Genomic DNA, 19,379 nt, shown 5'->3' with positions numbered 1-19,379 from the left:
GTTCTCCGATCGTTTCCACGTCATCCACGCATGGCGTGGATGTGTCGACCAAGGTCGACACCTACCGTCGGGCGCGGGAATCTGTCGAAGGCGGGGTGGGTCCGGTTGCGGGGGCGTGAGCGCCATGGATGGCGCGATCGAGGCCACATGGACGTACTTGCGCCGTCCCCCGCAACCGGACCCACCCCGCCATCTCACGGATAGCTTGCTTTTGACGTTGACGTTGCCGTTGAATCGGCAGGTGCAGGGCGCAGCCCTGCCGGTCACCCCAACGCGATTCGCCGCCCTTCGCGCGCGCTGTCCATGCCGGCCTGCAGCAACCGCATCAGCTGCAGTGCCTGCACCGGGCTGACCGTCGGCTCGCCATCGCCGTGCATCGCCGCCGCGAACTGCGAATACAGCCGCCGGTAGTCGCCCGGCAGGTTGTCCACGGTACTGCGCTGCACATTGTCCTCAGTATCGCAGCGCACCAGCTCGCCGTGCCGTGGGTCGATGCCCCAGCCTGGCGCTCCTGGCGCAACACCGCGCCGCAGCTGTGCCTCCTGCACGTCCAGCCCATGCTTGATCCAGCTGCCACGACTGCCATGCACACTGAAGTGAGGCGTGGGGGCCGCCACCAGCGAACCGGCATGCACGATCGCGCGATGCCGCGGGTAGTGCAGTGCCGCGTGGAAGTAATCGATGCCGCTGCCACCTTCGCGTTGCACGGCCAGATCGGCATCGATGGCCTCGGGCCAGCCGAACAGCACCAGCATCTGGTCCAGCAGGTGCGGTCCGAGGTCGTACCACAGGCCGCTGCCCGGCCCGTCCTGCTCGCGCCAGCGGTCGCGCACCTGCGGCCGGTAGCGGTCGAAGTGCGCATGGCACTCGGCCACGTCACCGAGCGCGCCTTCGGCCAGCAGCGCCTGCAGGGTGAGGAAGTCGGCATCGAAGCGCCGGTTCTGGAACACGGTCGCGATGCGTCCGGCATCACGTGCCGCAGCCAGCACCGCTTCGGCTTCAGCGACATCCAGCGCGAACGGCTTGTCGACCAGCACATGCTTGCCCGCGGCCAACGCCGCGATCGCCAGCGGTGCGTGTTGTGCGTTCGGAGTGGCGATCACCACCGCGTCCACCGCCGGGTCGTCGAACACCTCCTGCGGCGTGGCACGCGCATGCACGTCGCTGAACGCGCGCAGCAACGTGTCGCGCTGCGAACTGACGATGCTGTGCAGCACCAGCCCGGGCGTGTGCTGGATCAGCGGCGCATGGAAGACGCGGCCGGCGAGGCCGTAGCCGATCAGGGCCAGTTGCAGGTCGGGGCGCATGAGACGGCTCCGGCAATGGGGAAGGGCAGGGTAAACGACACCTGCGTACAGGCCAAAACTGAACCGTTGCCGTTGGAAACGCCTCGATTCACAGCGGCATGACCGCAACGCCACGCCTGCTCTACGGCGGCTTGTCCAGACTGGCAGCACATTCCGAAGGAGTACGACACGATGAGCAATACCACCCGCACGCTGATTGCTTCCGCCCTGACCCTGGGCTTGGCGCTGTCCTCCTCGGCTGCCTTCGCCAAGGACCCGGCCGCGAAGAGCCCGCCGACCAGCACCCATCCGGCAACCCATGCTGATCGCCATGACTCCAACGAGCCGGTGACCGATACCTGGATCACCACCAAGGTGAAGGCCGATCTGCTGGCCAGCAGCAACGTTCCGGGCACTGAAATCAAGGTGGAAACCGTGAACGGCGTGGTCAGCCTGAGTGGTGCCGTGGCCACCCAGGCCGAGAAGGACAAGGCGGTCACCACCGCCAAGGGCATCAAGGGCGTGACCCGCGTCGATGCCGCTGCATTGAAGGTCAGCGCTGCTGCCAAGCGCTGACCCCGGAGGGCGCCCCGCATGGGGCGCCCGCTGCCTGGGTAGAGTCGAGCTTGCTCGACTGCCCTTTGGGTTGCAGCCGAGCACGTCTCGGCTCTACCGTGGGTTTCCGCAACCCGTTCAGCCAACCAGGCGGGAAACTCCAGAGTTGTGACCGCCTGCGCTATATTGCCCGTTCCGCCGCAGCCGGGCCGGTATCGGCCTACGCTCCGCGGCTGTGCTGACGAGGAACTATGGCGCTGGTTTTCAGTGATGACATCTGGGACCGTTGGCGGTTGCCGGCCTTGGCGCTGGCTGCTGCCGCGATCATCGTGGTGCCGTGGTTGACCCTGCGCCAACTGCAGCAGGACAGCGAAGATGCGATGGCCTGGGTCAATCATACCCAGGCCGTGGGTGTGGCCCTGCAGCAGCTGCAGGCTGATGTACGCGATGTCGAATCGGCTGCGCTGACCCTGTCCAAGGGTGTGGATGCGCCTGGCCTGCGCGAGCGCATGGCCAAAGCCAATGACCTTCCCGGTCGCCTGGCTGAACTGGGCCGGATGACCCGCGACAATCCTGAGCAGCTGATCCGCATCGGCCGTATCGAGTCGATGCTGGAAGGGCGCATGGCGCTTGCCCGCGAACTGGCAAAGTCCGAACCCAACAGTGATCAGCGCGAGCTGGTGCAGGACCTGAGCACGCGCTATCCGATCCGTGGCCTGGTGGAGGAACTGCAGGCGAGCGAGCAGACGCTGCTGACACAGCGCGCCGAGCAGGCCGCACGCCAGCGCAAGCAGACCGAGCTGGTGTCGTGGAGTTCGCTGGTGATCCAGCTGGCGCTGCTTGGCCTGGTGCTGTGGCTGCTGCAGCGGCAGATCGGTCGCCGCCTGCATGCCGAACGACAGTCGCTGCGTTCGGCCGCGCGTGCAGCCTCGGTGCTGCAGACCGTGCGTGAGCCGATCGTGCTGCTCGACCGCGACCTGCGTGTGCAGCTGCACAACCCTGCCTTCGCCGAGCTGTACGGGCTGCAGGATGAACGCGCCGATGGCCTGTTGCTGGACACTGTCGGCGACGGTGCATGGAAAGACCCCGTGATGCGCCAGCGACTGTCCGATGTGCTGTTGCGCGGCCGCGAACTGTGGGACTTCGAGCATGAACAGCGCGCCGCCGATGGCATGGTGCGCTACATGCTGCTCAACGCGCGGCGCATGCCGCTGCCGGACACCGACGACGAAGTGGTGTTGCTCACGGTCAGCGACGTCACCGTGCAGCGTGCCGTGCAGCTGCGGGTGGAGGAACTGAACCGCCAGCTGGAAGGCAAGGTTGCGCAGGTGTCCGAGGTCAACAGGGAACTGGAAGCCTTCAGCTACTCGGTGTCGCACGACCTGCGTGCACCACTGCGCCACGTGGCCGGTTTCTCCGACAAGCTGTCGCGCCATCTGGGCGACGCCGCCGATGACAAGAGCCGCCATTACCTGGAGGTGATCTCCAGTTCGGCGCGGCGCATGGCGGCACTGATCGACGACCTGCTGGTCTACTCGCGGCTGGGCCGCGCGGCAATGCGCCAGCAGGCGGTGGACATGCAGTCGCTGGTGGCCGATACCCGCGCCATGCTCGATTCCAACCTGCAGGCCGAGGCCGAGAACAGCGGCCATGCGCACCACGTGGAGTGGAGCATCGCGCCGCTGCCGATCGTGGTGGGCGATGAGAACATGATCCGCCAGGTCTGGCTGAACCTGCTCGGCAACGCGGTGAAGTACTCTGGCAACCGCGAACCAGCGAAGATCCGCGTGGACTACCAGCCACAGCCTGACGGCGGTCATCAGTTCACGGTCAGCGACAATGGTGCAGGCTTTGACATGGCCTACGCCGGCAAGCTGTTTGGTGTCTTCCAGCGCCTGCACAAGGCCAGCGACTACCCGGGTACCGGCATCGGCCTGGCCAGCGTGCGCCGCGTGCTCACCCGTCATGGCGGCCGTATCTGGGCCGAGGCTGAACCGGACGTCGGCGCCACCTTCCACTTCTACCTGCCTCCCGCGATCGATGCGGACAAACAAGGGCCTTCTGCATGACCACTCTGCGCACCATTCTTCTCGCCGAAGACAGCCCGGCTGATGCCGAAATGGCGATCGACGCCCTGGAAGAGGCGCGTCTGGCCAACCCCATCGTGCACGTCGAGGATGGCGTGGAAGTGATGGACTACCTGTTGCGCCGTGGTGCCTTCGCCAATCGCGAGGAAGGCCTGCCGGCGGTACTGCTGCTGGACATCAAGATGCCGCGCATGGATGGCCTGGAGGTGCTGCGGCAGATCCGCGAGCACGAAGAGCTCAAGCGCCTGCCGGTGGTGATCCTGTCGTCCTCGCGCGAGGAAAGCGACCTGGCCCGCAGCTGGGACATGGGCGTGAACGCCTATGTGGTCAAGCCGGTGGACGTGGACCAGTTCTTCGGCGCGGTGCAGACCCTGGGCAAGTTCTGGGCGTTGATCAACCAGGCACCGGAACTCGAGTGAGCCCATGCCCCTGACCGGTCCCGCCCTGGGGGCGCTGCGCATCCTGCTGGTGGAGGACTCACCGGAAGATGCCGAGCTGATGTCCGAACAGATGCTCGACGCGGGCCTGGAGGCCCGTTTCGAGCGCGTCGAAAGCGAGGCCGAACTGCGCCAGGCACTGGTCGCGTTCCAGCCGGACATCGTGCTGTCCGACCTGAGCATGCCGGGGTTCTCCGGTGATGACGCGCTGCGCATCGTGCGCGAGACCTCACCGGAAGTGCCCTTCATCTTCGTCTCCGGCACCATGGGTGAGGAGAACGCGGTGGCGGCGCTGCAGAAGGGCGCCAACGATTACATCATCAAGCACCTGCCGGCGCGCCTGCCGTCGGCGGTGGCGCGTGCGATCCGCGATGCACGCAGCGCCATAGAGCGCGCGCGGGTGGAAACCGAACTCATGCGCGCGCAGCGCCTGGAAAGCCTGTCGCTGCTTGCCGCCGGCCTCAGCCACGACCTGCGCAACATCCTGCAGCCGCTGCTGATCATGCCGGACCTGCTGAAGGCACGCACCGAGGATCCGCAGCTGCACCACCTGGCCGACGTCATCGCCGAGTGCGGCCGCCGTGGCCACGAGATGGCCGAGTCGATGCTGTCGTTCGTGCGCGGCTCGCGCAAGCCGAGCGAGCGCATCGAGATCGATGGCCTGTTCGATGCGGTGGCGCTGCTGTTGCGCAGCAACGTGCCCGATGCGGTGCGCCTGGAGTTGCAGGTGCAGGACGAAGGCCTGGTGGTCGACGCCAACTACACCGAACTGCAGCAGGTGATGCTGAACCTGGCGCTCAACGCGATCCAGGCGATGCCCAACGGCGGGCGCCTGAGCCTGACTGCCAGCCATGCCGGCCAGCGCGATGGCGTGGACTGGATGCAGATCTGCGTGGCCGATGAAGGCATCGGCATGGATGCGGACACGCTGTCGCACCTGTTCAATCCGTTCTTCACCACCAAGGCCGATGGCACCGGCCTGGGGCTGATTTCCTGCAAGCGCATCGTTGAAGGCGCCGGTGGCAGCATCCACGTCAACAGCCAGCCGGGGCAGGGCACCTGCTTCGAACTGCGGCTGCCGATGCATGAGGCCATCGATGGCAGCGAGCCGATCGAGCAGCTGGTGGCGCTGGGCAGTGGCCAGTCGATCCTGGTGGTTGACGGCGAAGCCACGCGCCTGTCGCTGCTCGGCAACGCGCTGTCCAGCCAGGGTTACCAGTTGCAGCTGGCCTCCGATGGCCCGGCGGCGTTGCGCTGGATGCAGCAGGAGGCGATGCCGGCGCTGGTGATTGCCGATGCCGGCTCCAAACTGCTGCCGGCCAGCCAGCTGCTGGGCGAGATGGCCACGCTTGGCTACCGCGGTCCGGCGCTGGTGCTGGAGGATCCGGCGGTGCCAGTCGCGGCGGACGCGTTCCCGGCCGGTGTGGAGGTGCATGTGTTGCACAAGCCGCTGCAGATGCAGCAGGTCTTCCGCGCGGTGGCTGAAGCGCTGGGCTGATGCCGCGGTAGTGCCGGCCGCTGGCCGGCATCGCCGTGCGATGGGATCACTGCGGTTGCCGGCCAGCGGCCGGCACTACCGGTCCCCGGTTTCTCTGGAGATGCGTGGCTGGTATTGGCCGCTGCCGATGCAGCAGGTGTTCCGCGCGGTGGCCGAAGCGCTGGGCTGATGCCCGGTAGTGCCGGCCGCTGGCCGGCATCGCCGTGCGGTAGGATCACTGCGGTTGCCGGCCAGCGGCCGGCACTACCGGTCCCCGGTTTCCCTGGAGATGCGTGGCTGGTATTGGCCGCTGCCGATGCAGCAGGTGTTCCGCGCGGTGGCCGAAGCGCTGGGCTGACGCCCCGGTAGTGCCGGCCGCTGGCCGGCATCGCCGTGCGATGGGATCACTGCGGTTACCGGCCAGCGGCCGGCACTACCGGTCCCCGGTTTCCCTGGCGATGCGTGGCTGGTATTGGCCGCTGCCGATGCAGCAGGTGTTCCGCGCGGTGGCCGAAGCGCTGGGCTGACGCCCCGGTAGTGCCGGCCGCTGGCCGGCATTCCCGTGCGATGGGATCACTGCGGTTGCCGGCCAGCGGCCGGCACTACCGGTCCAGGGTTTCCCAGGGGAACCGCGGCAGCGCGTCCACCGCCTGTTCCAGCCGCTGCGACCAGTTCTGGTGAATATCGGCATACAACGCCGAATCCGCGCCCAGCCGCAGCTGCTGGCCGATGCGCAGCTCGCCGTCGCGCAGCAGCGCCAGATCGATCGGCAGGCCCACCGACAGGTTGGAACGGATGGTGGAGTCCAGCGAGACGATCGCCGTGCGCGCGGCATCCTCCAGGTGTGTGGCCGGGCTGAGGATGCGGTCGAGGATCGGCTTGCCGTACTTGGACTCACCGATCTGCAGGTAGGGCGTTTCCGGCGAAGCAGCGATGGCGTTGCCGAGCGGGTAGATCATGTACAGCCCGGGCCGCTCGCCGGCGATCTGGCCGCCGAAGATCAGCGTGGCCTGGGTATTGACCCCGTCATGGCCATGTTCGCTGTGGCTGCTGTGCACCTGGCTGTCCACCAGCAGTTGGCCGACGTACTCGGCGGCTTCGAACAGGTGAGTCATGTCGCGCAGGTTGGGCGTGCGCCGTTCGCCGGCATCGCGCCCCAGGCGCGACACCAGCAGCTGGGTGGTGGCCAGGTTGCCAGCCGCCATCAGCACGTAGGCTGCCTGGCCGGGGTACTCGAACACGTGCAGCTTGCGGTGCACGCGCACATCGTCCAGCGAGGCATTGGTCCGGGTGTCGGCAGCGAAGACCAGGCCCTCGTCCACCTCGATTCCAACGCAATAGGTCATGTCGGTGCCCTATCATGTGCGTCCCGGATTGTAGGCAGGCCGCCGTGACGACGGCATGTCCACGCCCCCCCCAAGTGCCGTCACCTGAACCGCATGACCACCGTGCTCCTGAGCCTGGGCAGCAACGTCCAGCCCCGTCGCTACCTCCACGCCGCGGTGGCGGCCCTGCGCGAGCGCTTCGGCGCACTGCAGGTATCGCCGGCCTACCGTACCGCCGCGGTCGGTTTCGATGGCCCGGCCTTCCTCAACAATGCGGTGGCGATCGAAACCGACCTGCCGCTGCAGGAACTGGACGACTGGCTGCATGCGCTGGAAGACGCGCACGGCCGCGACCGCAGCGGGCCGCGCTTCTCCGATCGGACCCTGGACATCGACGTGGTGTTCTACGGGGATCTGGTGGTGGAAGGTCCCGGCCACCTGCGCATTCCGCGCCCGGAGCTGAAGCACGCCTTCGTGCTGAAGCCGCTGGCCGACATCGCGCCGGGCTTCATCGACCCGGTCAGCGGGCAGGACCTGGCAACGCTGTGGCGTGCGCACAGACAGTTTGGCGAGGCGTTCGAGGTGGTGGACCTCGAATGACGGAGGTTGCCGGCCAGCGGCCGGCACTACCTCAACTGACCGTTCGCCCACCATCCACGCGCAGGGTGTGGCCGGTGACGAAGCTGGCTTCGGCCACCAGCCAGTAGACCGCCTCGGCGATCTCCTCGACCGTGCCGATCCGTGCCAGCGGCGTGCGTGCCAGCAGCGCTTCGCGGGCGAAATCGTCCTTGCCCTGTTCCGGCCACAGGATCGCCCCCGGCGCTACCGCATTGACCCGCACTTTCGGCGCCAGCTCCAGCGCCAGCGAGCGGGTGGCCATCTCCAGCGCGGCCTTGGCCATGGTGTAGGCGATGTGGTCGCGCATCGGGTCGGTGCCGTGCAGGTCGGTCAGGTTGATGATGCAGCCCTGCTGGCGGCGCAGGTAGGGCGCCGCCGCCTGTGACAGCAGCAGCGGCGCGCGCGCATTGACCGCATACAGCTCGTCCATCGCCTCGGCGGTGACCTGGCCGAGTGGGGTGGGGAAGAAGTTGGAGGCGTTGTTGACCAGTGCATCCAGCCGGCCGAAGTGGGTGACGGCCTGCTCCACCAGGTCGGCCAGGGCGTCGGCGTCGCGCAGGTCGGCCTGCAGGGCCAGCACGCTGCCCGGGCGCACGTTGTCGAAATCGAACGCGGCCTGCTGCAGCTCGGCGCTGGAGGTGTTGGCGTGCAGCACCACCGACCAGCCGCAGGCGTGGAACTGGCGGGCGATGGCCGCACCGATCCGGCGCGCGCTGCCGGTGATCAGGACCACGGGGTGGGTGTCGCTCATCGAGGGTCCTCCAAGGCTCGGCTATCCTGTGCACCATTGTCACCGCATTCGAAGACGCCATGCAGCCCACCTTCCCCCTGCCCGAAGCCGATGCCCTGGCCCACAGCGACCATCTGGCCGCCGCCCTGCGCGCCGAAATCCTTGCGCAGGGCGGGGCAATGCCGTTCTCGCGCTTCATGGAGCTGTGCCTGTACACCCCCGGCTGGGGCTATTACAGCGCCGGCGCCAGCAAATTCGGCGGCAGTGGCGACTTCACCACCGCGCCCGAGCTCGGCAGCCTGTTCGCCGGCAGCGTGGCGAATGCGCTGGCACCGGTGTTCGCCCAGCTGGGTGCGCAGGCGCGGATGCTGGAACTGGGCGGTGGTACCGGCGCCTTCGCCGAAGCGGTGCTGCTGCGCCTGGCCGAGCTGGACGCACTGCCGGCGCGCTACGCGATCCTTGAACCCAGCGCCGACCTGCGCGAGCGCCAGCAGCAGCGCCTGCAGCAGAACCTGCCGGCCGAGCTGGCCGCGCGCGTGGACTGGGTCGACCGCCCGTTCGAGGAGGACTGGGAGGGCGTGGTGTTTGCCAACGAGGTGATCGACGCGCTGCCGACCCCGCGCTTCCTGATCCGGGATGGCGAGGTCTACGAGGAAACCGTGGAGCTGGATGCCGAAGGCAACTTCATCCGCGGCGCGCAGCCGGCCGACATCCTGCTCAATGGCGCGGTACGCCACATCGAGCGCTATCTGGAAAAGCCCTTCGCCGAGGGCTACCGTTCCGAAGTGCTGCCGCAGCTGCCGTACTGGCTGCAAGCGGTCGCCGGTGGCCTGCAGCGTGGCGCGATGCTGTTCGTCGACTACGGTTACAACCGCGGCGAGTTCTACCAGCACGACCGCGACGATGGCACCGTGCGTGCGTTCTACCGCCACCACGTGCACAACGACGTGCACCGCTGGCCGGGCCTGCAGGACATCACCGCGTCGGTGGATTTCACCGCGATGGCCGAGGCCGGCATGCACGGCGGTTTCGAGCTGGCCGGTTACTGCAGCCAGGCCAGTTTCCTGCTTGGCAACGGCCTGGACCAGGTGCTGCTGCTGGCCGAGGAACGCACCGATGAGGTCGGCCGCATCCAGCTGCGCGACCAGGTGAAGAAGTTGACCCTGCCGACGGAGATGGGCGAGCGCTTCCAGGCTATCGGCCTGCAGCGTGGCGTCGACTTCGAGCCGGCGTTCGAGCTGGGTGACCTGAGCTGGCGCCTGTGAGCCACGCGTTGCCGGTGATCAAGCCGCTGCGGCGGCCCCGGCTCTGGGCCGCGCTGTGGGCGGCGGCAGTACTGCTGGTGATCGTGGTCTGCCTGATCCCACCACCGCCGATTCCGTTGCCGGAAAACAGCGACAAGGGCGAACACTTCCTCGCCTATTTCATCCTGGCCGGCAGCGCGGTGCAGCTGTTCCGTCGGGGCCGCCCGCTGCTGTGGGTGGGCGTGGGCCTGGTGCTGATGGGTATCGGCATCGAGTTCGCGCAGGGCGCGCTGACCAGCAATCGCATGGCCGACCCAATGGATGCCATCGCCAATACGATCGGCGTGCTGGCCGGTATGGTCACCGCGCTGACCCCGCTGCGCGACCTGCTGCTGCGCTGGCGCGGGTAAAGGCGTGCCAACCAAGGTTGGCACCCACCTGTAGATCCACGCCATGCGTGGATGGAATCCGTAGATCCACGCCATGCGTGGCCATGCGTGGATGAACTGCCCGGGGTGCCGACCAAGGTCGGCACCCACCAGGACAGACCTGCCGTCATTTCCCCAGCGTGACCTCATCCAGCACCCACATCGCCGGGCGCGTGTTGCCGGTGAAGTTGATGCACAGGTCGCCGTTACCCTGGGTGCCCTTCGGCAGCGTCGCACGCAGGGTCACGAAGCCATCGGCATCGGGCTTGGCCGGCAGCGGTACCTCAGCCAGCACCTTGCCGCTGCAGTCGCCGCGACGCACCTGCATCTCGCCATGCGCGCGCTTGGCCTTCTCGAAGCGACGCTTGGGCTCGTCGTGGGCCAGCTGGAAGTAGTACGGGATGCGACCTGCACGCACTTCCACGCTGCCGATACCGTCCAGCTGCGCCTGCGGCCAGCGCCAGCACGGCTGGAAGATGTCCACGTTGAACACCGCACGGTTGCCTTCGCGGGGACCATCGTCTTCCAGGCGCAGCACCAGACCCTTCTTGCCCACGCAGCTGAGCAGCTCATCGCTACGGCGGCTAAGCAGCGACTGTGCGGTGAAGGCGGCGATGGTCGGTTTCGCCGCCAGCATCTGGCCCTGGTAGAACGCGGCGGCCTGCACGGCGGCGGGCAGCTGCGCCGTCAGCGGCTGCTGGTACAGCGGCGACTGCGCGCTCACCGGCTGGCCATCGGTGCTGTAGCGCACTTCATAGCCCAGCGGATTGGCCAGCGACACGGTCACGGTGTTCTTCGCACGATCATCGGTGTAGTCCACGACTACTTCGAACGGGGTCTGCGCATAGGCCAGGCCCCAGGCACGGTAGCGCTGCAGCTGTGCCGGCAGGCGTGCGAGGAAATCGCGGAAGTCGCGATGTTCCGGCGTGCTCCAACCGGTCTCGGCCACAGCGGCCAGGCGCGGGAACAGGTTGTGCTGCAGGCGCGCATAGCTGCGCGTGTGCTCGGTGAACATGTTGGCCTGCAGGCCGAGAATGTGCCCGCGCTTGTCGGCGGCCAGTTCTGCCGGCACCGGCTCGAAGTTGTACAGCTTGCCGAGATTGACCTGGGTCGGGCGACCAGGCGGCTCGTTCGGTGAGGCCGTCTGCAGGTAGTCCAGGTACAGGTAGCCGACCGGCGACATGATCACGTCGTGGCCGGCACTGGCCGCAGCGAGGCCACCTTCGGTGCCCTGCCAGGACATCACCGTGGCCTGGGGCGGCAGCCCGCCTTCGAGGATCTCGTCCCAGCCGATCAGGCGCCGGTCGTGTTCCTCCAGGAAGGTCTCCAGGCGCTTGATGATGTGGCTCTGCATGGCCATCTCATCCTTGATGCCCAGTGCACGCATGCGCTGCTGCACCTGCCTGGAGGCTTCCCACTGGTCCTTCACTGCCTCGTCGCCACCTACGTGCACGTACCTGGCCGGGAACAGTTCGATCACTTCCTCCAGCACGTTCTCGAGGAAGGTGACGGTGCTGTCTTCGACGTTGAACAGGTTGGGGAACACGCCCCATTCGCTGAGCGGCTTCAGCGGCGTGCTGATCGAACCCAGCTCCGGATACGCGGCGATCGCGGCAGTGGCATGGCCGGGCACGTCGATTTCCGGAATCACCTGGATATGCAGTTTGGCGGCGTAGGCGATCACCTCGCGGATCTGCTCCTGCGTGTAGAAGCCGCAGTACGGATGTTCCTGGCCACTGACCGGATCGATGCCACCGTCGCCGGCCGGCAGGCGGCAACTGCCCACTTCGGTCAGCTTCGGGTAGCGCTTGATCTCCATGCGCCAGCCCTGGTCATCGGTGAGGTGCCAGTGGAAGGTGTTGAGCTTGTGCGCAGCCATTGCGTCGAGCACGTGCTTGATCTCGTCAAGGCTCTGGAAATGCCGTGCCGAGTCGAGCATGAAGCCGCGCCAGCTGAAGCGCGGTGCATCCTGGATCTGCACCGCCGGCAGCACGCCGTTACTGCCGCCGGTGGCGAGCTGGGCGAGGGTGGTCGCGCCGTAGAACAGGCCGGTCTCGTTGCCGGCCTGCACCAGCACGCCTTCTGCGGTGCTTTCCAGCGTGTAGCTTTCGCCGCTGTCGCGGAAGGTGGGCACGATCTGGAAGCGGATGCTGCCGGTCTTGGCTGCAGCCTTGCCCTTGGCCAGGACCAGGCGCGGACCGCCGCTGCGGGCCAGCAGGTCGGCGAACTGGGCGGCGACGCGCTGCGCGACTTCGCCTTCGGCCTGCAGCACGGTGTCGGCGCGAACGGTGATGCCGCTGCCCTGGCCGGCCTGCACATTGCTGGGGGCGGGAATCAGCATCAGGCTGCCGGCGCGCAGCTGCGGGCCGGGTGCTTCAGCGGCAGGCGTGGGATCAGCGGCGAGTGCCGGCAGTGCCGGCAGCAGGGCGAGCAGGCTGCCCAGCAGCACTGCGCTGCGCATCCGGGCGCGGGAAGGCTTGACCATCGGAACGACTCCTTGGAACGGTGCGATGAACGCTATACATGAAAAACGCCGGGCCCGGAATGACCCAGGCCCGGCGTGCGTGCACGACTCGGCGATGTTGCCGCCGCTGGATCAGTACTTGAAGCGGAAGTTGAGGTAGTACTGGCGGCCGTTGCTGTAGAACGAGGTCGGGATGGCCGCGGTCTGGTAGTACTTGTAGGTCGGGTTGTTGAGGTTGAGCGCATCGAAGCTGATGCTCAGCCAGTCGGTGGCCTTGTAGCTCAGCGATGCCGACAGGGTGCCGAAGTCATCCTGGTAATACGGGTTGGCACCGGACAGGCCGATCAGGAACGACGAACGGCGGGTGTAGCTGACGCGTGCACCGAAGGTGTCGTTCTCGAAGTAGGCACCCACGTTGTAGGTGTTCTTCGAAGTGCCCAGCAGGTTGTCGGTTCCATCGGCCCAGGTGTGCTCGGTGCTGCCATCGGCGTAGGTGTAGTTGGCGTTGACGCCGAAGTACTCGCCGATCGGCTGCTCGTAGGCCACTTCGATACCGCGCACCTTGCCGTCGGCGTTCTTCGGACGCGAGATGTCGTACTCTTCGAGCCGGTTGGTCAGCTCGCTGAACAGCATCTGCTTCTCGGTGCTGAAGGCCACGTAGTCCTTCAGGCGCATCGAGTACGCACCGACCGACAGCATGCCGCGCGGCATGAAGTACCACTCCAGGTTGGCGTCGAAGTTGGTCGAGATCACCGGCTTCAGCTTCGGATTGCCGCCGCCACCGGTGCGGTTCAGATCCGAGCCGTACGAAGACGCACCCAGTGCGGAGTAGTCGGGCAGGGTCTGGGTCTGCGAGGCGGCCAGGCGCAGCACCAGGTCGTCACGCAGGTCGTACTTGAAGTTGGCGCTCGGCAGCACGCGGTTGTGCTTGTTCTCGAAGGCTTCGCGGGTCCAGGCACCGAACAGGCTCTTCACGTCCGGCACGGTCGAGCCCATGGCGGTGGCGTAGGTATCGATGTCCTGCTTGATGTTGACGTAGCGCAGGCCGACGTTGCCGCTCCAGCGATCGCCGCTGAAGTTGCCCTGCACGTAGGCGGCGAAGTTCTTTTCGGTCACCTTCCATTCGGCGCCATAGTTGTGGCGGCCATCCGGACCGTCATTGCCCGACAGCCATTCGGAGTTGTTGGTCACCGCGTCCTTCAGGGCGGCCGGGGTGTAGTACCACAGGTTGCGCGGGAAGCTGCCGCCGATGCTGCTGGCGAAACCACCCGGATAGTTCGCGGTCGCGCTGCCACGCAGCGCATCCCAGATGTTGCCCGGGGTTGCGCCTTCCGGCGACTTGGCCTCGCGCTTGTGGTCGGCATAGCGGGCACCGAAATCGATCGAGCTCAGCACGCCGGCGTTGAAGTACTGGCTGAAGTCAACGTTGGCCCACTTTTCCTTGTCGATCGCGGTGACCTGCTGGTTGCCCCAGGTGCCATTCCAGCTGGCGCCGGCCGGGGTGAGGTCGCCGCCGACATTCCAGTCGATCGGCGAGCTGTTGCCATGGGTGCTCCAGCTGGCACCGCCACCCTTGGCGCTCAGCAGTTCGGCGATGTACTGGCGCGGGGTCTCACCGGTACCCTTGGTGGTACCAGCCTGGAACTTGGCAGTCAGGTTCTCGCTGACCTGCCAATCGGCATCCAATGTGATGTAGTTGGTCTTGGCCGTCGATTCGCGGTAGATCATGTCGTACACCGCGTAGTTGGTGTCCGGCATGCCCTTGTAGCTGGCCTGGGTCAGTACGCCGTCCTTCACCACATAGCCCGGATCAGGCGCCTGCGACTTGGCGAAGCTGTTGCCGTACATCATGAAGTTGCGGTTGTAGTTGTTGGCTTCCAGTTTGGAGCTGAAGCCGCTGAGCACGAAGCTCAGGTCGTCGGTCGGCTTGAACTGCAGCGAGACCAGGCCGCCGGTACGCTTGCGGGTCTGTTCGAACAGGGTCGAGCCGAGCAGGCCCGGAACATTGACGCCGATCAGGTCCGGATTGGTCTTGGCCACCGGATCGCCTGCGCCGATCTTGAAGAAGCCACCCGGAATTTCCTGCGCTTCGCGGCGCAGCTCGCGCTTCTGGCTGAAGGCCTGCAGCATCACGCCGAAGGTGCCTTCATCGTTCTTGTAGTTGAACAGCGCCGACAGCTGCGGGTCGTTCGACTTGGCCTGGTCCGAGCGCACCGCGCCGATCGAGCCTTCCGCGGTGAACTGCTTGGAGAATTCCAGCGGCTTGCGGGTGATGATGTTGACGGTACCGGTGGTGCCGCCGTCCTGCAGCTTGGCCTGCGAGGACTTGTTGACTTCCACCGAGCTGACCAGTTCCGATGGCAGCAGCGAGTAGCTGACGCTGCGGCCGACGTTGTTGCCCTGGCTGAGCACGAACCAGTCGGCCGAGCCGACGGTATGGCCGTTGATCAGGGTCTGGGTCAGGCTCGGGCTGGTGCCGCGCAGGCTGACACGGTCGGCTTCGTCGAAGCCGCCTTCGTCGGCGCTGGACGAGCTGATGTTCACACCCGGCAGGCGCTGCAGGGTGTCGGCGACGTTGTGCGCGGGCAGCTTGCCCACGTCTTCGGCGGTGACCACTTCCACGCGCGCATTGGCTTCGCGCTTGGTATCCAGCGACTTTTCCATCGAACCACGGATGCCGGTGACCTGCACGGTATCCAGGTCGGTGGCGGTCTGGGTGGCCTGCTGCGCGTGCGCGCTGAAGGCGAGGCAGCTGACGATGGCGGCCGAAAGCAGGGTCTTGCGGGTGTTCATGATGTCTCTCCTCATCACTCGATTGGATGCCGGCGGCGGTGTTCGATTACGGTTGCGATGACATGCGCGGGGCGGCGGCGAAGTCCCGTGCGTTGGCGTGCCACGTACTGCGTGCTGCGATTGCGTTGAAGCCTGTTGCGGTGTCAGGCGGCCGACTGCTGCAGGTACCAGCTGGCAGCGCCGACCACGCCCAGCTGGCCGTGCTCGACGACCTTCACCGGGATGCGTGCCAGCGCTTCGCCCATCGGTCCCTTCTGCAGGTAGCGGTCGACGAAAGTGCTGGCGTGCAGGTATTCACGGATCTGCGGCAGGATGCCGCCGGCCAGGTAGACGCCACCGTGGGCGCCGTAGAACAGCGCCATGTCGCCGATGGTGCTGCCGAGCAGGCCGCAGAACACATCCAGCGCCTGGCGCGCATGTGCATCGCTGTCGGCCATGGCCGCAGCGGTGACCGCGTCGGGGCTGGCCAGGGTCGGCGCCTGGCCCTGCAGTGCGCACACCGCGCGGTACAGGTTCATCAGGCCCGGGCCGGAGATCGCGTGTTCGATCGACACGTGCGCGCGGTCGCGCTGCATGTGGCGGACGATGGCCATTTCCAGTTCGGTGCTGGCGGCGAGGGTCGGTTGCCCGGCTTCGGTCGGGAGCACCACCGGGCCGTGCGCGGTGGGGATCCACAGCGCGGCGCCGAGGCCGGTGCCGGGGCCGACCACCAGGGTCGGGCCGCGGGCGGCGGTTTCCGGTCCGCACAGGTGCAGCACGCCACTGGCGTCAACCTGCGCGGCGGCGTAGGCCACGGCTTCGAAGTCGTTGACGATGTAGACCCGCTGCAGGCCGACGTCGGCTTCCACCTGGCGCGCCGACAGCGGCCAGGGCAGGTTGGCGGTGATCACCGTGCCGTCCTCGCGTGCGTAGCCGGCACTGGCGACCACGCAATGCGTGGGCCGCGGGCCTTCGCCAAGGAAGTCGGACAGGATCGCGCTGAGGCCGGCATGGTCGGCATTGCGGTACTTGCGGTACTCCAGCACCTGCACCGGGTGGGCGGCATCACCGCTGGCCTGGACCCGGGCCACGCGCACATGGGTGCCACCGACGTCGGCGGCCAGGAACGAGGGCGCGACTCGGGACAGGACATGGGCCGGGGCGGGGTGGCTGGCGGTCACGCGGGCTCCTGCTGCAGGTGGGGCCGGACCCGGGATCGGGGGCGGCGATTGGGGCGGAGTCTGTAACCCCGCTGACAACGATGTCAACGAGTTCGTGACACTTTCGTTGCTGCGGCGCAACGAATGCGACATGCAGTAAACGTTTACATGGCGTGAGCATGGGTTTCACGCGGGAACCGTTGCTGCAAGGGGCTCAAGGGCTGTGGCGCATTCAGCACACGGCGCTGTGATCGGGTTGCGCAGTGCAGCACGAGGTTCACGGGGCTGCGCATGGAAGTTGACAAACCGCGGTTGTCCATCGAAAGAATGTGACAACGTTGTTCCCAGCCACTCTCCGACGCCGTGTTCTGCGGCCGTCGCCGCAGGAGCCCTCCTGATGTCCGCCGTCCCCGCTGCAAGCGCGCGCCCGAACGTGGCCACCTCCATCGCCATCGTTGGCGTGTTGTTCTTCCTGATCGGCTTCTTCACCTGGCTCAACGGCCCGCTGATCACCTTCGTCAAGCTCGCCTTCGAACTCAGCGAGGTCGGTGCCTTCCTGGTGCTGATGGTGTTCTACCTGTCCTACTTCTTCCTGGCCCTGCCGGCGTCGTGGATCCTGCGCCGCACCGGCATGAAGAAGGGCCTCAGCCTGAGCCTGCTGGTGATGGCCGGTGGTGCTGCGCTGTTCGGTGAGTTTGCCACCCAGCGCTGGTATCCGGGGGCGCTCGGCGGCCTGTTCGTGATCGGCAGCGGCCTGGCCCTGCTGCAGACCGCGATCAACCCCTACATCTCCATCCTCGGCCCGATCGAGACGGCGGCACGCCGCATCGCGCTGATGGGCATCTGCAACAAGATCGCCGGCATGCTGGCGCCGGTGCTGATCGGCACGCTGGTGCTGCACGGCATCGGTGACCTCGATGCACAGGTGCAGGCCGCAGATGCGGTCACAAAGGCCGCGCTGCTGAACGAGTTTGCCGCCAAGATCCACACCCCGTACCTGGCGATGGCTGCGCTGCTGGTGGTGCTGGCGGTGGCCGTGCTGTTCTCGCCGCTGCCGGAAATCAAGTCGTCCGAAGCCAACGCCACGCCGGCGGCTGCCGGTGCCGCCGAGCGCCGCAGCATCTTCCAGTTCCCGCATCTGTGGCTGGGCGTGCTGTGCCTGTTCGTCTACGTGGGCGTGGAGGTGATGGCCGGTGATGCGATTGGTACTTACGGGCATGGCTTCGACCTGCCGCTGGACCAGACCAAGATGTTCACCTCGCTTACCCTTGGCGCGATGCTGGTCGGCTATGTGGTCGGCCTGCTGTTGATCCCCAAGGTCGTTTCGCAGTCGCGCTACCTGACCATTTCGGCGGTGCTGGGCGTGGTGTTCTGCCTGGGCGCCTGGGCCACCCACGGCTATGTATCGGTGGCCTTCGTGGCCCTGCTGGGCTTCGCCAACGCCATGATGTGGCCGGCGATCTTCCCGCTGGCGATCCGCGGCCTGGGCCGTTTCACCGAGACCGGCTCGGCCCTGCTGGTGATGGGCATTGCCGGTGGCGCGATCATTCCGCAGCTGTTCGCCGTGCTCAAGCAGCACATCGACTTCCAGCTGGTGTTCGTGTTGCTGATGGTGCCGTGCTACCTGTACATCCTGTTCTACTCGGTGGTCGGCCACCGCGCCGGCCTGCCGCAGGACAAGGCCTGATCGGCGATGATGGACGGCAGCCAACCCCAGGGAAAACCCATGCGCAGAGCGACCATCAAGGACGTTGCGGAAAAGGCCAAGGTCTCGCTGAAGACGGTCTCGCGGGTGATCAACAACGAGCCTTCGGTGATGCAGGCCACCCGTGCGCGGGTGCTGCGTGCCATCGCTGAACTCGATTACGAACCCGATCCATCCGCGCGCAACCTGCGCAGCGGCACCACCTTCGTGATCGGGCTGGTCTACGACAACCCGAACCCGTACCACATCATCGGCGTGCAGAACGGCGTACTGGCCGCGTGCCGCGAGACCGGTTTCGGCCTGCAGATCCATCCCTGCGATTCCAGCTCGCCGCTGCTGGCCGATGAGCTGGCCGACTGGGTGCAGCGTTCGCGCCTGGCCGGGTTGGTGCTGACCGCACCGATGTCCGAGCGCCGCGACCTGATCCAGGCACTGACCGCGCGCGGCATCAAGCTGGTGCGCATCATTGCCGCCACCGAAGACCCGGCCGACGGCGCCTGCGTGTTCGTCGACGACCGCGAGGCCGCCTACGAGATCACCGAGCACCTGATCCAGCTGGGTCACCAGCGCATCGGCTTCCTCTGGGGCGGCATCTCGCACCGCTCATCGGGCGAGCGCTATGCCGGTTACGAAGCCGCACTGAAGGACTACGGCATGACCGTGGACAAGCACCTGGTGGTGCAGGGCGACTACACCTTCGACGATGGTTTCCGGGGCGCACGCCGCCTGCTGGCGCTGCGCGAGCCGCCCACGGCCATCTTCGGTTCCAACGACGAAATCGCCGCCGGTGTGCTGGCCGCCGCGAAGTCGGCGGGCATGAACGTGCCGTATGACCTGTCCATCGCCGGTTTCGAGGACAGCCCGTTCTCGCGCCAGTCGTGGCCGCCGCTGACCACCGCCAAGCAGGCCACCGAAGACATCGCCCGCCATGCCGCGCGCCTGCTGATCGCACAGCTGCGCAGCGACGCCTATGACGATGCGCCGGCACCGCTGCACAACCAGGGCTTCGTGCCGCAGCTGGTGGTGCGCGGTTCGACCGCGCCGATGCGCCCGGCCGGCGCACGCCCCCTTCCTTCCGATCCTGCCTGAGC

Annotated in this window: 18 protein-coding genes; 12 read left to right on the top strand and 6 right to left on the bottom strand. The window is 66.8% G+C overall.

Annotation, left to right across the window (positions count from 1 at the left end; genetic code table 11):
- Positions 1-263: 263 nt before the first annotated feature.
- Positions 264-1,307, bottom strand: coding sequence for an oxidoreductase (locus ACZLIB_RS19640; RefSeq protein ID WP_478468499.1), 1,044 nt, complete (start codon positions 1,305-1,307; stop codon positions 264-266).
- 171 nt (positions 1,308-1,478) lie between these two features.
- Between ACZLIB_RS19640 and ACZLIB_RS19635 the strand changes: the two genes are divergently transcribed.
- The 7 genes from ACZLIB_RS19635 (at position 1,479) to ACZLIB_RS19605 (ending at position 6,369) form a co-directional block, all read left to right on the top strand.
- Positions 1,479-1,862: a BON domain-containing protein gene (locus tag ACZLIB_RS19635; protein WP_006470382.1), complete on the top strand. Its 384-nt coding sequence runs from the start codon at positions 1,479-1,481 to the stop codon at positions 1,860-1,862.
- A 230-nt stretch (positions 1,863-2,092) separates the two neighbouring features.
- Positions 2,093-3,910, top strand: coding sequence for a sensor histidine kinase (locus ACZLIB_RS19630; protein ID WP_164081145.1), 1,818 nt, complete (start codon positions 2,093-2,095; stop codon positions 3,908-3,910).
- Positions 3,907-4,347 (top strand): response regulator, encoded by a 441-nt coding sequence (locus ACZLIB_RS19625; RefSeq protein ID WP_005411057.1) that lies wholly within the window; start codon positions 3,907-3,909, stop codon positions 4,345-4,347. Before ACZLIB_RS19630 ends, ACZLIB_RS19625 begins: the two co-directional genes overlap by 4 nt.
- Positions 4,348-4,351: 4 nt before the next feature.
- Positions 4,352-5,863 (top strand): hybrid sensor histidine kinase/response regulator, encoded by a 1,512-nt coding sequence (locus tag ACZLIB_RS19620; protein ID WP_149908681.1) that lies wholly within the window; start codon positions 4,352-4,354, stop codon positions 5,861-5,863.
- 40 nt (positions 5,864-5,903) lie between these two features.
- A complete protein-coding gene (locus ACZLIB_RS19615; RefSeq protein WP_262975182.1) occupies positions 5,904-6,032 on the top strand; it encodes a hypothetical protein in 129 nt (42 codons plus the stop codon).
- 9 nt (positions 6,033-6,041) lie between these two features.
- Entirely contained in the window at positions 6,042-6,200 is a 159-nt protein-coding gene (locus ACZLIB_RS19610) for a hypothetical protein (RefSeq protein ID WP_478468498.1), read from the top strand.
- Positions 6,201-6,240: 40 nt separating this feature from the next.
- Positions 6,241-6,369, top strand: coding sequence for a hypothetical protein (locus ACZLIB_RS19605; protein WP_430346452.1), 129 nt, complete (start codon positions 6,241-6,243; stop codon positions 6,367-6,369).
- 75 nt (positions 6,370-6,444) lie between these two features.
- On the opposite strand, the gene ACZLIB_RS19600 is transcribed toward ACZLIB_RS19605, so the two are convergent.
- Positions 6,445-7,188, bottom strand: a complete 744-nt coding sequence (locus tag ACZLIB_RS19600) for a proteasome-type protease (protein WP_478468496.1) — start codon at positions 7,186-7,188, stop codon at positions 6,445-6,447.
- Positions 7,189-7,281: 93 nt separating this feature from the next.
- Between ACZLIB_RS19600 and folK the strand changes: the two genes are divergently transcribed.
- Positions 7,282-7,767, top strand: coding sequence for a 2-amino-4-hydroxy-6-hydroxymethyldihydropteridine diphosphokinase (folK, locus tag ACZLIB_RS19595; RefSeq protein WP_032130416.1), 486 nt, complete (start codon positions 7,282-7,284; stop codon positions 7,765-7,767).
- A 31-nt stretch (positions 7,768-7,798) separates the two neighbouring features.
- Here the strand turns inward: folK and ACZLIB_RS19590 are convergent, their stop codons facing one another.
- Positions 7,799-8,536 (bottom strand): pteridine reductase, encoded by a 738-nt coding sequence (locus ACZLIB_RS19590; RefSeq protein WP_478468494.1) that lies wholly within the window; start codon positions 8,534-8,536, stop codon positions 7,799-7,801.
- 59 nt (positions 8,537-8,595) lie between these two features.
- Here ACZLIB_RS19590 and ACZLIB_RS19585 point away from each other — a divergent pair, with 59 nt between their 5' ends.
- Together ACZLIB_RS19585 and ACZLIB_RS19580 are read left to right on the top strand one after the other, a co-directional pair.
- Positions 8,596-9,780 carry a class I SAM-dependent methyltransferase gene (locus tag ACZLIB_RS19585; protein WP_478468493.1) on the top strand — a complete coding sequence of 395 codons (1,185 nt, stop codon included), beginning with the start codon at positions 8,596-8,598 and terminating at the stop codon, positions 9,778-9,780.
- Positions 9,777-10,169, top strand: coding sequence for a VanZ family protein (locus ACZLIB_RS19580; RefSeq protein ID WP_478468491.1), 393 nt, complete (start codon positions 9,777-9,779; stop codon positions 10,167-10,169). Before ACZLIB_RS19585 ends, ACZLIB_RS19580 begins: the two co-directional genes overlap by 4 nt.
- A gap of 145 nt (positions 10,170-10,314) precedes the next feature.
- On the opposite strand, the gene ACZLIB_RS19575 is transcribed toward ACZLIB_RS19580, so the two are convergent.
- From ACZLIB_RS19575 to ACZLIB_RS19565, 3 genes are all read right to left on the bottom strand, one after another.
- The gene (locus ACZLIB_RS19575) at positions 10,315-12,672 is read right to left on the bottom strand and encodes a beta-N-acetylhexosaminidase (protein WP_478468490.1); all 2,358 of its coding nucleotides are present in this window, start codon (positions 12,670-12,672) and stop codon (positions 10,315-10,317) included.
- 111 nt (positions 12,673-12,783) lie between these two features.
- Positions 12,784-15,444, bottom strand: a complete 2,661-nt coding sequence (locus ACZLIB_RS19570; RefSeq protein ID WP_478468488.1) for a TonB-dependent receptor — start codon at positions 15,442-15,444, stop codon at positions 12,784-12,786.
- A gap of 143 nt (positions 15,445-15,587) precedes the next feature.
- Positions 15,588-16,604, bottom strand: a complete 1,017-nt coding sequence (locus ACZLIB_RS19565; protein ID WP_478468487.1) for a glucokinase family protein — start codon at positions 16,602-16,604, stop codon at positions 15,588-15,590.
- A 376-nt stretch (positions 16,605-16,980) separates the two neighbouring features.
- Between ACZLIB_RS19565 and ACZLIB_RS19560 the strand changes: the two genes are divergently transcribed.
- Both ACZLIB_RS19560 and ACZLIB_RS19555 read left to right on the top strand, forming a co-directional pair.
- On the top strand, positions 16,981-18,270 hold the full coding sequence (locus tag ACZLIB_RS19560; RefSeq protein WP_032128949.1) for a sugar MFS transporter: 1,290 nt from the start codon (positions 16,981-16,983) through the stop codon (positions 18,268-18,270).
- Between the two features lie 39 nt (positions 18,271-18,309).
- A complete protein-coding gene (locus tag ACZLIB_RS19555; protein WP_006391719.1) occupies positions 18,310-19,377 on the top strand; it encodes a LacI family DNA-binding transcriptional regulator in 1,068 nt (355 codons plus the stop codon).
- The last annotated feature ends 2 nt before the right edge of the window (positions 19,378-19,379 follow it).

The sequence above is a fragment of the Stenotrophomonas sp. 220_Sma genome (assembly GCF_056487375.1).
The sequence above is the reverse complement of the archived record's forward strand: the minus strand, read 5'-3'. Positions and strand labels throughout refer to the sequence as shown.